At 51.6% G+C, this 11,283-nt stretch carries 11 protein-coding genes; 2 read left to right on the forward strand and 9 right to left on the reverse strand.

All coding sequences use genetic code 11. From position 1 onward, the window contains the following. Positions 1-43 precede the first annotated feature (43 nt). From IAE30_RS16355 to IAE30_RS16395, 9 genes are all read right to left on the reverse strand, one after another. Positions 44-622 (reverse strand): DUF308 domain-containing protein, encoded by a 579-nt coding sequence (locus tag IAE30_RS16355; protein WP_200680397.1) that lies wholly within the window; start codon positions 620-622, stop codon positions 44-46. Positions 623-854: 232 nt separating this feature from the next. Next, positions 855-1,490, reverse strand: coding sequence for a hypothetical protein (locus tag IAE30_RS16360; protein WP_200680398.1), 636 nt, complete (start codon positions 1,488-1,490; stop codon positions 855-857). A gap of 338 nt (positions 1,491-1,828) precedes the next feature. Then, positions 1,829-2,419 carry a TetR/AcrR family transcriptional regulator gene (locus IAE30_RS16365; RefSeq protein WP_200680399.1) on the reverse strand — a complete coding sequence of 197 codons (591 nt, stop codon included), beginning with the start codon at positions 2,417-2,419 and terminating at the stop codon, positions 1,829-1,831. A 54-nt stretch (positions 2,420-2,473) separates the two neighbouring features. Then, on the reverse strand, positions 2,474-3,049 hold the full coding sequence (locus IAE30_RS16370) for a cytochrome b (protein ID WP_200680400.1): 576 nt from the start codon (positions 3,047-3,049) through the stop codon (positions 2,474-2,476). Beyond that, complete coding sequence (locus IAE30_RS16375; protein WP_200680401.1) at positions 3,049-4,092, reverse strand: catalase family peroxidase; 1,044 nt, start codon at positions 4,090-4,092, stop codon at positions 3,049-3,051. The genes IAE30_RS16370 and IAE30_RS16375 overlap by 1 nt, the downstream gene beginning before the upstream one ends. Before the next feature lie 291 nt (positions 4,093-4,383). Continuing rightward, a complete protein-coding gene (locus IAE30_RS16380; RefSeq protein ID WP_200680403.1) occupies positions 4,384-5,274 on the reverse strand; it encodes an alpha/beta fold hydrolase in 891 nt (296 codons plus the stop codon). Beyond that, the gene (locus IAE30_RS16385) at positions 5,267-5,968 is read right to left on the reverse strand and encodes a TetR/AcrR family transcriptional regulator (protein WP_200680405.1); all 702 of its coding nucleotides are present in this window, start codon (positions 5,966-5,968) and stop codon (positions 5,267-5,269) included. The genes IAE30_RS16380 and IAE30_RS16385 overlap by 8 nt, the downstream gene beginning before the upstream one ends. 211 nt (positions 5,969-6,179) lie before the next feature. Next, complete coding sequence (locus IAE30_RS16390) at positions 6,180-8,489, reverse strand: FdhF/YdeP family oxidoreductase (RefSeq protein ID WP_200680407.1); 2,310 nt, start codon at positions 8,487-8,489, stop codon at positions 6,180-6,182. Between the two features lie 910 nt (positions 8,490-9,399). Next, on the reverse strand, positions 9,400-9,903 hold the full coding sequence (locus IAE30_RS16395; protein ID WP_038647467.1) for an ATP-binding protein: 504 nt from the start codon (positions 9,901-9,903) through the stop codon (positions 9,400-9,402). Between the two features lie 106 nt (positions 9,904-10,009). Here IAE30_RS16395 and IAE30_RS16400 point away from each other — a divergent pair, with 106 nt between their 5' ends. Both IAE30_RS16400 and msrA read left to right on the forward strand, forming a co-directional pair. After that, entirely contained in the window at positions 10,010-10,576 is a 567-nt protein-coding gene (locus IAE30_RS16400; protein ID WP_045834252.1) for a flavin reductase family protein, read from the forward strand. A 64-nt stretch (positions 10,577-10,640) separates the two neighbouring features. Continuing rightward, a complete protein-coding gene (msrA, locus tag IAE30_RS16405) occupies positions 10,641-11,177 on the forward strand; it encodes a peptide-methionine (S)-S-oxide reductase MsrA (RefSeq protein WP_038647471.1) in 537 nt (178 codons plus the stop codon). The last annotated feature ends 106 nt before the right edge of the window (positions 11,178-11,283 follow it).

An 11,283-nucleotide genomic window follows, 5' to 3' on the forward strand; every position in this document is an offset into this window, starting at 1 on the left:
GCCGCCCGATAATGAGTGACGGTTAAACCGCCGGTTTTATGGTTCAGCAGTGAGCCTTATTTCCACGACTCTTTCTAATCGTCAGGGTAATGGCCGAAATCAGGAAATAGAAGACGCCAAAAGCCGCGTAAGGTGCAACCGTGGTCACATCCAGAGCCATATCACTGCTCGCCTGTTTAAACATAAAGACACCCGCTAGTGCAGATTGCGCGCCGCTTAAAATCATCGCCCACTGTCCATTAGCCTGTTTCCAGCGACGAATGGACGCCGAGAGCTGCAGTACACCTGAAAATATGGCCCACAGCCCAAAGACTTTAATGGTGGCATTCATACTGATAGAAAGCGCCCAGATAATAGCGGCGGCGACAATAAGACTGACGATAAAGTTAAATTTCTGAGGGGGATTAACTGATAATCCGCCGGATTTACTGGCATCTAAATAATTCGCAATAGCATCCCATGCCGGATAGAGAACAAGCAGAACAGCACCAATAGCAGGATTGTTTTTGCCTATCAGTACCGCAAGGGCAATCCAGATAAGCGATCCCGCCGCACGAATATAGTAGTAAGAGTGAAGCCATTGATTCTGAGCATTGGCAGATAGTGATGTGTTGGTTTGCATGATGACTCTCCAGGTATATATTGATTATTAAAGACCATTCAGATGATAGTAATCAGCTGATTTAATAAGATATTCATCTCGTTGGATGGTAAAATAAACAGGCACTAAATTTGCCGGGAAATGTATTTCCGGAAATTTTATTCAAGGAAATAGCCCCTGAATTAACAGGATGACCCGCCCGTTAAAGCCATCGTTAAAAGTCTATTCTCTGATTTAATGACTGCCCTTAGTTTCAGCAACGGCCCGCCTGGCGATAACCCGTCTGGTTTAACTGACGAAGCCGGCGTATACGCAATGGATGGCCGCGGTAAAAAGGCACCGGCGCCCGGACAAATTCAGGTGCGATCCAGATATAAAGAGTTGATGGTGCCATAGCCACTGCCGGTAAAGGTTGCGGGTAGGCAACGGGAGGATCTGAAACCAGCGAATAACAGCAGGAATCACATCTTAATTCAGGATGTTTTCTGTTTATTTTTTCACATAATCCCGAATCGGCCTGCTGAACCGACTCACTATTATTGACGTCAGAGGCTTCACTGAAGGCGTTATCAGTCAGGTTGTATTCGGTCAAAGTTTCCCTGATGGCTTTTGCAGAAACTGAAACTGTTCGGGCTGGCTGTAATAACAGTTTTTTGCTGGCGATCAGTTGTGCGAGCATCGAGTCAATATCTGCCCGGCGTGGAGGTACAGTGACAGGCTGTTTATGCACGACGGGCTCCTTTAAGGCTTCAGAGCGCGAAAGCCGGACCTGCATCTGCAACTGAGACTGAAAACCAGAGGCAATGGGATCGGGGAACCGATCGTTCATCCTTGCAGTATTCAATGCTGCAAAATCTGCCATGGAAGGCAGGGCTCGAATAGTCGTCATCTGTAACCTCTCCGTCTGAGTAAGGGTGCAGTGAAATAGCCTTCAATAGGGTATTTCCTTAATCGTTAACTTTCGTGAAGCGAACTTAAATCCTTACCGTACAAACACCGATAAAACGACCTATTAGAAGGTAGGTATAAAAGTGACGATCACACCAGCTAACCGTTCCCTCTTTCATCAGAGGCGTTTAATCGCTCATTGTGATCGTCACGAAATCCGTTCGCCGTAACTGCCCTGCTGTTTCGCGTTTTAATAAGCCAGCGCGTCAGGCTGCTGACGGAATAAAACCGGTCAGACCGCCTTTAAAATCCGCGAGATAACACCTTATCTGCATTGACTCAGCGGGATTTCACCAATCTTCCGATGGCCGGTTTCACAATTTCTAAAAATACGTCAGCGTTATTAAAAGCACGCGCAGAGATAATGGCACCATGTACCGTCGCCATAAGCGATTTAGCCTCAGCGGCTGTGCTTTCCCGCAGGGTAAATATGCCGCTCTTCTCACCTCTACCCAGCACGCCAGTGAGCCAGTCCGTGAGATCGGCAAAATGACCACTGACTTCCTGAGCCACTTCTTTGGGCAAGACCGGTAATTCGACAGCCAGCGTCACACAAATACAGAAAGGGGAATTGTTCTCTTTTATGCAGGTCGCCCAGAAGTTCACATAGCTGTTAATTTCACCCAGCGCATCCCCGGCGAAGCGCTGACTGGTGGCCGCCATTCCTGCCTGTGCCTGCTGACGATAGTCACTGACGACCGCCTGAACCAAATCCGCTTTACCGGGGAAATGGTGATGAATACTGGACTTGCGAATCTGAACCCGTTCCGCTAAATCGGCATAGCTGAAGCTGTTATATCCACCGGCGGTGAGCAGTTCCCGGGTATGGTGCATAATTTCTTCGGCTTTCTGTGAACGTTCTGTACTCATCCAGGCTCCGGCAGCAAAAATAAAATCGCGGCAAATCTCAAAACGGCCCTGAACCTACTGACCGTCAGCCGGGTTATCAAGCGCGCCTGGCGTGGGGCGTTTACGAATACCCGTCATACTGGCGAATACTCCATCGCGTAAAATCAACGCGTGAAACAGCGCGGCGGCAAGATGTAAAAGGACAGTCACGAACAGCGCCAGTGCTACCCAGCTGTGAAGCGGCCGCAGCAGCGCCCAGGTGTCGTTGCTGACCGGAATAATGGGCGGCAGCACCAGATGACCCAGCGTGACTGGATAGCCCGCCGCCGACAGCATCGCCCAGCCGAGCAGAGGCTGAGCCAGCATCATGGCATACAGCGCCCAATGGGAGAGGTGCGCTAATGCTTTCTGCCAGCCCGGCAGCGTGGCCGGAAGTGCAGGCGTCGCGGTGGTGAACCGCAGCCAGATCCGCACGATGACCAGAACTAAAATCATCAGGCCCAGCGGCTTATGGATCGCAACCAGCAGGCCGTGCAAGGACGAAACCGTAGAAACCATCGCGACGCCAATAAACAACATGGCCATCATCGCCGCCGCCATCAGCCAGTGGATGACCCGCAGTGCCGGGTGAAAACTATTATGCTGTTTCATCAGTGAGTTTCCGCCTGTTCATGAGTGCGTGCGTTGTAAGATTTGGCGTAAGCAGATGATCGGGCATTCAGAAGCGGGTCATCCGATGCAGTAATGCCATCCGGTAAAATCAGCGGGTCAAAATTAATGTCATTACAGGCGCCCTGCTGCTGTGGTGTCATTTTGTTAATGGTCAGCGTGCCGGCATTGATCTTCTGACGATCGGCTGGCCAGTCAATTGATGCGTCATTGCTTTTATCATGCGGACCCGCGACGGTGATAATCAGATCCCATTTCTGTGGCCCCTGCGCCAGCCGCTGCTGAAGGTCGCGCTGCAGGAAATCAGTGTTTTCTTTCTCTTTTTCATCCAGCGGCTGATAGTCAGCGTGCGGCACCATACTCCAGCGCACCAGATGTGCGTGTCCTTCTGGATCAATAAAATTAAATGCGTTCAGGCTGTTAAAGCGATCGCGGGTCCAGCCCGAAGAAGGCACATATTGCTTTGCCCAGGCGAAGAAAGGTTTTATCTCCGGATGCTGCCGTACAAAAGCCTGCATTCTGGCAGGGTCGCGTTTACCGGTTTGTGCGTCCGGCAGCGAGGCTATCTGAAGATCGTAAAATCCCTGTATGCTTTGCACCGGGAAAAACGGCATCGCATTCATACCGGTACGCCACTGCTCTCCGTTTTTCTGATAAAACGCCAGCGCCATACTGCGTACCGGTACCGCATAATCAGGCGCATTTGGATTGCCGCCCGCGATAGCGAAACGGCCTGTCACAGCCGTGTCGCCCGGTGCGAACAGCGCCGCACGTGAAAGGAAACTGGCGTTACCGTTAGCAGCAAAATCACCCAGGATACAGACGCCTTTAGCATGATTGCGGCGATAGCCCGGATGGTGACCGCCAGATTTTTCTAAAGTCGCCACCAGTTTGTCCGATGTCAGCCGGCTGGTCTCCAGCCATCCGCCAGCCCACAGGAACAGGGCAATCAGCAGCAGAGGGATCACAGCAATAAGCGCCAGGCGCACTATTGTCTGACTGACTGTAAGAGAACATTTGTGCATGAATATACTCAACATGGCAGTAGTTGGAGTTAATGCTCATCCCATCACCTTTCGCGTGCGATAACGGGATAACCTTCAAAATTACGCGAACGCTTACAGTCAATCTACTAGTAGGTAGCCTGGCATGTCAAACCAGGATTGCGCTCGTTTTAAACCTGCCGTGCTATTGCCGCAGGAAAGTGCGATAGCTACGGCAGAGAAAATACCCTCGCTGTTGCAGGGATACTTTTCAGCCCCTGCCGGAAGGTAGCAGTCAGATCTCCGGCATTGTTTCGGAGATCATTTACGGGTTTAGCAAAGAAATGCCTGTAAAGCACGCAGCGTTTCCTGCGGATTTTCTTCCGCATTGAAGTGGCCGCCGGCGACTTCCACTCCCTGCGCATGAGGAATAAAAGTACTCTGCCAGCTTGCCAGCGGGGATTCGGCGAGTCTGCCAAGGAAAACTTCCCCCCATAGCACCAGGGTAGGTGCAATGATGGTTTTCCCGGCGGCTAAATCACGGCGATCATCTTCTACATCCTGCCAGGCCCCGGCGCGGTAATCTTCGCAAAAGGCATGTACACGTTCCGGCTCGCGCCAGCTACGGCGGAAATCTTCCAGTACTTCATTCGTAAAACAGTTCAGGGAACCATCGGCCGTATGCACGCGCAATATTTCCTCAAGGTGCGTCTGCGTCATGCATTGCTCCGGAGCGCCAACCGGCAGAGCGAAAGTGCGCCAGTGGGGTGTGGCAAGTGGATTATCATCCATTATCTCCCATACCTTTGATACCGGCAGATTATCGAGCAGTACCAGTTTTGCGACTTTCTCCGGCCAGTTCAGGGCGATGCGATAGGCGATTAACGCGCCGCGATCGTGCCCTGCGACGCTAAAGCGTTGATGCCCCAGTGTCGCCATTACCTCTACCACTTCCTGAGCCATCGTGCGTTTTGCATACTCCTCATGCGCCGCATCGCCAGGTAATACGCAGGAGCGACCATAGCCTTTCAAATCGAGGCAGATCACACGGTGTGATTGCGCCAGGGCTGGCGCAATGTGGTGCCATGAAGCATGCGTTTCTGGAAAACCATGCAACAGAACCAAGGCAGGAGAGGTATTGGCGCCGCCGATACGTGCATAAAAACGACCTTTCGGATGCTCAATGAAACACTCTTCAAAGCCTGGAAATAATGTGTCAATCATGATGTTTACTCGTGTTATCTGTCCAGCTTTCGAACAGGCGCGAAGCCTGCTCGACAATATGATGCATTTGCTCCGGTGTGCTGCCGTCACGAGCCTGTATTGACAACCCGTTAAAAATCGCCATAAAAAACTCAGCCAGGGCTTCTGGATGGGCTTCGGCTTTCAACTCGCCGCGTGCCGCTGCTCTTTGTAGAAATGCTGTAGCCTGCGCGTGCGTACTACGGCGCAGCGCACTCAGTTTGTCGGACAGATGTTGATGTTCCGGGCGGCAGTTAATGGCTCCCAGAACAACCATGCATCCTCGCCCGGAATCCGGCTGGCTGAAAAGCTCGATGTAACCGTTCAGCAGTTTGCTGAACGTTTCTGCAACAGGCCCATCGCTTGCCAGCCAATGTTGCGTCAGGCTGCCTTCATGGGTGAGATACCATTCAACCGCAGACCAGAAAAGACACTCTTTATCACCAAAGGCGTTATACAAACTGGGACGATTCATCCCTGTCGCTTTGCTGAGATCATCCAGTGAAGTGCCTTCGTAGCTGTTGCGCCAGAACACGTGCATGGCCTTGTTGAGCGCATCATCTCTTGAGTATTTCGGCGGTCGCCCGCGTGTTACAGAAACCATAGTTTTTACTCGCTGTTTATTTTTGTACTTAATAATACAAAATAAAAAGCGAGTTGCAAGCGACAGTGACATGGGGAGCACAGTAGGTAAAAAGAGGAATCGCCACCGAGACAACAAGGTATGGTGTTCGCTTCTAAAGTGATGTTCTAAATGATGAGAATATTTGGTCGTTATCAGTAAATGTTGGTTGCTCGCTCATACCAGACCTCGAACGTTTCAGAGTAGCGCCCTTTAGCCACGGTTATAGCAATAAAAAGGCAGGCAAGCCTGCCTCATTTTTACTTTATTGGGATGCTACGGCCTGCGGAGTGACAACGTCGCGTGACCGCAGCGTGATACGAACTGGAGCAGATTTATACGACGGCGTACCGCTCTCCCTGTCGATGTAATCCAGAGGGATCAGAACGTTAGCCTCCGGATAGTAGGCACCAATCGATCCCGGTGAGATGGCATAGCGAATTACCGTCATGGATTCCAGACGCATACGGTATCCTGGCACTGCTGATTCCAGATCCACAACATCCCCGTGCTCAAGCCCCAGACGTTCAAGATCAAAGTCACACATAAACAGTACGTCACGGCGGCCAAATACTCCGCGGTAGCGATCATCCATTGCGTATATCGTCGTATTGTATTGATCGTGACTGCGAAGCGTTATCAGACGTAGCACGTCGTCGCCCGGCACTGACAAGTCCTCATGCGTGCCTTGAAAAAGCGAAAACATCGCTTTACCGCTTGAGGTCGGCCAGATGCGATCACGCGGTGGTAGTGGCATTTGAAACCCACCGGGTTCGCGAATGCGGGCGTTGTAATCATCGAATCCGGGAATGGTTTTTTCGATCAAGTCGCGGATGTGATCGTAATCGGCAATCAACTCGTTCCAGTTAACCCGCGTTCGCGGGAGAGCCGCAATGGCCATCCCGGCAACAATGGCCGGCTCAGAACGCAGCAGTGGCGACGCTGGCTTCAACTTTCCGGAGGAGGCGTGTACCATCGACATGGAATCTTCAACAGTGACCGACTGGCGATGCCCAGACTGCTCATCCCGTTCGGTGCGGCCGAGGCACGGCAGCAATAGTGTCTCTTTCCCAGTCAGAAGATGAGTGCGGTTCAACTTAGTTGCGATATGAACACTTAGCTCAAGTTCACGCATCGCCGGGAAGGTAACGTCTGAATCGGGCAGCGCTACGGCAAAATTTCCTCCCAGGCAAATGAGCGCCTTCGCTTGATTATCGACTATCGCTTTCATCGCCTGCACCGCATCATGACCATGATGCGACGGTGGTGTAAATCCAAAAACCTTTTCCAGCTTATTGAGAAAATCGGACGACGGTTTCTCAGTAATTCCCACGGTGCGGTTACCCTGCACGTTGGAGTGGCCTCGTAACGGACACACGCCTGCACCGGGCTTGCCTATGTTGCCTCGCATTAGCAGCAGATTGACTAACAGGCGCACATTATCTGTACCACGGTTGTGCTGTGTAATGCCCATACCATATGTCAGGATAGTGGCATTCGATTTGACGTAAGCTTCAGCAACGCGCCTCAGATCCGCCTGCTTCAGGCCAGAGTCTTGCTCGATGGATACCCAGCATGTGGCTTCAATGTCCTCCGCGAAGCGCTCAAACCCTTCCGTGTGATCGCGGATAAACTTATGATCAAGTGCTGTACCGGTTTCAGCCTCAATCGCCAGCACCGCTTTGGCAATGCCCTTAAGCGCAGCCGAATCGCCACCGGCGCGGACTAAATAATATGTTGACGCAATGTCGGTTGAGCTGTTGGTCGCCATCTCCAGGACATTCTGCGGATCGGCAAAGCGTTCAAGCGCGCGTTCGCGCAGCGGATTAAACACGATAATCGGTACGTTACGGCGCGCCAGCTCGTGCAGCGTCCCCATCATTCGCGGATGATTTGTTCCTGGGTTATGGCCCATAGAAAGAATAAGCTCTGCACTATCGAAGTCGTCCAGTGACACCGTGCCCTTACCGATCCCAATCGACTGAGGTAAACCTACGCTAGTTGCCTCGTGGCACATATTTGAACAATCGGGAAAATTGTTGGTGCCATACTCCCTGGCAAACAGCTGGAACAAATAGGCCGCCTCGTTTGATGCGCGACCGGAGGTGTAGAACTCAACTTCATCAGGCTGCAGAACTGCCAACTTATTGGCAATGTGCGTAAAAGCCTCTTCCCAGCTGACTTCGATGAAGGTATCGCTTGCCGCATCATAGCGCAGCGGCGTGGTTAACCTGCCGTATCCCTCCAGCTCATAATCGGAACGCTGCAGTAGCGACGTTACGGTATTTTCGGCAAGAAACGCTGGCGTAACGCGCTTGGTAGTCGCTTCCCACGTGACCGCCTTAGCACCATTTTCACAGAACTGGAAGGTTGAGCCATGGTCCTTATCCGGCCAGGCACAGCCGGGGCAATCAAACCCTTCGGGCTGATTAGTGCGCATTAGAGTGGGCGGCGCTTTTAAGGTATCCATTTGGTTTTTAACGGCAATTGCGGTTGCCTTAAGTGCTCCCCAACCACCTGCCGGTCCATCATAGGGGTGTACACCTGGTACTGTGCGATGATTTTTTTTACTCATGCGAATTTGGCTCACGTGAATGGAATATATGATGCTTCAGCCTCTGCGGAGGTGACTTAACTTAACAGCGATGTGTAAGGGTGTGACCTAAGCCTGAGTATCCTTTCATCCAGCGGTGTTATGAATAGTTTAAATGTAGCAAAAAAAATCAGCCCCACCTTCAGGTTATCAATTGGTTACTCATTAAATACATCCCAATATCTGGCCAGCAGAGAGTAGTGTCTGGAATGTCGATCTATCAACCAACCTGAAGACGTTTATTCCTGATTATGCATGGATCATATTCGGCGTCAGAGTCATTCGCAGTTCACATTTAATTGTGTATGAATAAATAGTGCGAGGCATCGTGAAAGAACTTTAGTGACTTCCGCTGTTCTCTTATAGCGGAACTTCCCCACCAATCCGCATCGTTGCTGGCTTACCAACATTATACCGCTTCACCGCCTTAGCCTGATTAAAGCAATGGCAAAAAGATAGCTTCAGGATCGTTTTTTCATTCTCACCGGGCTATGCTTTTCAGCCGTGATGAAATGGCTATTACCCCAATTAACTCATGGCAATATCACCGGTGCCTTTACCGGTATGCTACGCGGGCTTGCAGCAAGCTTTTGGTTTACCCATATTACGTGGCCGAGGATTAAGTCAGCTCTTCGCTTAAGCGACTTAATTCAGTTCTGGAGACGTACCATTACCAGCAAACTGAACAAGATGATGATGAGCTTCAGATAGCGAAATACCGAAGATTCAAATTTCAGCGCATTTATATACGCAACGATGGCAATGTCATCATGCCTGAAGGCCCCTATAACACCCTCAAAAGAATTATTAATCAACTCAACAAATAGCCGGAAATTTTTGAAGGGGTTGTTACAAGATGACTGGCACAAATATCAATCCAGCCATCCTCATCTTAACCGTGCACCACCACATTAAATCCTTCATCCGCATGCGGTGCGACGAAGTAGCTGCTGATCACCTCGAACTGCGCATCGGTCGCCGCGAAGTCATGCTCACCTTCTGCATTACGCGCATGCAAACGGCTCTTGCACAGCGCATCGGGCACATCGATAAAGTGCAGTTGATGCTCCGCCTGTGCACTCTGGATCACCGCCTTCATCCACTGACGTTGGCCGACGGTATTCGCCGGGAAATCCAGCACCACTGACACACCGCGCTGTAACAGTGCGATCAGGTGTGGCGTCATCGCATTACGCAACTTGCCCGCACAGCGCACGTAGTCCGCAACATCCTGCATCTCTTCGGCGAACAGATGCGCCAGCCAGGCGTCTTCGCTGATAATCACCGCACCGGTCTGTTGGGCCAGTTGATGTGCCAGCGTTGATTTTCCGGCAGCGATTTTGCCGCACAGCAGATGCAAAACAGGACGAGATGTGGACACAGACGCAGATTCCATCGACCAGCTCCAGATAAAATGACGCTCTACCATGCCGTTAAATGCCGGTCCAGTAAAGCCTGGCATCTACACTTACGTTATCTCTGCAAAAATAAGGAGACGCATGATGAGTCAACGCCTGCATAAAATCGACTTTCCGGTCAGCAAGGCGCGGAAGTATCTGGAACCTGGTCCGGTGGTGTTGCTGAGCTCTCAATTTGAAGATCACCACGACATCATGGCGCTCGGCTGGCACACCATTCTGGAGTTCTCGCCGTCACTGGTGGGATGCATGATCGCCAACGGCAACTACAGCCATGAGCTGATTCGGCAAAGCGGACAGTGCGTGATGAACATCCCCTCGGCGGATTGGGTGGATAGCGTGGTGGCGATTGGGAACTGCCATGGCGATCGTCTCGATAAGTTCGATGCCTTTCACCTCACGCCAGAACCGGCAAAAGTGGTGAATGCGCCGCTGATCGATGAGTGCTTCGCCAGCTTTGAGTGTCAGCTGTATGACGACTCGATGGTGAATAACTACAGCTTCTTTATTTTCGAAATCGTCAAAGCGCACGTGGCCGATAAACCGGAATTTCCGCCGACGCTGCACTACACTGGCGAAGGACGTTTTACCGTTATGAGTCATAGCGTGCTCGACAAGCACCATGATTTTAAGCCAGAAATGTTAATTTAAGCGGCTTGAATTCGCCTTCGAGCGCCCTCACAGTAACGCTTTCGACCTGACAGGAGTAATAACAATGGCAACCGAATATGCGGTGATCGCCGGTGGCTGTTTCTGGTGTACCGAAGCAGTGTTCAAAGATGTGATTGGCGTGGAGTCAGTCGAAAGTGGGTATACCGGTGGGGAGCGCCCGAACCCAACCTATGAGCAGGTGTGCAGCGGTGCCACCGGCCATGCTGAAGCGATCCGCGTCGGCTTCGATCCCGAGCAGGTGAAATACGGCGATCTGCTGGACATCAGCTTTGCGACGCACGATCCAACACAGTTGAACCGTCAGGGCAACGATGTCGGTACTCAGTATCGTTCAGCGATCTTCCCGGCGACCCCAGAGCAGGAAGCCGAAGCGATTGCCGCGATTGCGCGTGCGCAAGCCGATCTCAACGTGCCGGTGGTCACCACCATCGAACCGCTGAAAGAGTGGTACCCGGCGGAAGATTATCATCAGGATTACTGGGATGGCGCCGGTCAGCGTAACGGTTACTGCATGGCGGTGATCCCACCGAAATTGCAGAAGCTGCGTAAGAGCTTTGCCAATCGCGTGAAACAGGGCTGATTCTGCCCTTGAGATGCGGCGGCTGAACGCCGCATCCATCGCCATCAAAGGTCGTCATTTATGACGACCTTTTTGCATTTAACCGTCATAATAGCGCCCTCTTCTC

It is taken from the genome of Pantoea sp. S61, from assembly GCF_016625145.1.
Lineage (GTDB): Bacteria > Pseudomonadota > Gammaproteobacteria > Enterobacterales > Enterobacteriaceae > Pantoea > Pantoea rwandensis_B.

What these genes read in the sequence shown, in the direction of transcription:
- IAE30_RS16375 (WP_200680401.1), bottom strand. Translation starts at nt 4,092, where the DNA reads ATGCACAAATGTTCTCTTACAGTCAGTCAGACAATAGTGCGCCTGGCG.
- IAE30_RS16395 (WP_038647467.1), bottom strand. Translation starts at nt 9,903, where the DNA reads ATGGAATCTGCGTCTGTGTCCACATCTCGTCCTGTTTTGCATCTGCTG.
- IAE30_RS16370 (WP_200680400.1), bottom strand. Translation starts at nt 3,049, where the DNA reads ATGAAACAGCATAATAGTTTTCACCCGGCACTGCGGGTCATCCACTGG.
- IAE30_RS16400 (WP_045834252.1), top strand. Translation starts at nt 10,010, where the DNA reads ATGAGTCAACGCCTGCATAAAATCGACTTTCCGGTCAGCAAGGCGCGG.
- IAE30_RS16390 (WP_200680407.1), bottom strand. Translation starts at nt 8,489, where the DNA reads ATGAGTAAAAAAAATCATCGCACAGTACCAGGTGTACACCCCTATGAT.
- IAE30_RS16385 (WP_200680405.1), bottom strand. Translation starts at nt 5,968, where the DNA reads ATGTCACTGTCGCTTGCAACTCGCTTTTTATTTTGTATTATTAAGTAC.
- IAE30_RS16360 (WP_200680398.1), bottom strand. Translation starts at nt 1,490, where the DNA reads ATGACGACTATTCGAGCCCTGCCTTCCATGGCAGATTTTGCAGCATTG.
- IAE30_RS16365 (WP_200680399.1), bottom strand. Translation starts at nt 2,419, where the DNA reads ATGAGTACAGAACGTTCACAGAAAGCCGAAGAAATTATGCACCATACC.
- IAE30_RS16355 (WP_200680397.1), bottom strand. Translation starts at nt 622, where the DNA reads ATGCAAACCAACACATCACTATCTGCCAATGCTCAGAATCAATGGCTT.
- msrA (WP_038647471.1), top strand. Translation starts at nt 10,641, where the DNA reads ATGGCAACCGAATATGCGGTGATCGCCGGTGGCTGTTTCTGGTGTACC.
- IAE30_RS16380 (WP_200680403.1), bottom strand. Translation starts at nt 5,274, where the DNA reads ATGATTGACACATTATTTCCAGGCTTTGAAGAGTGTTTCATTGAGCAT.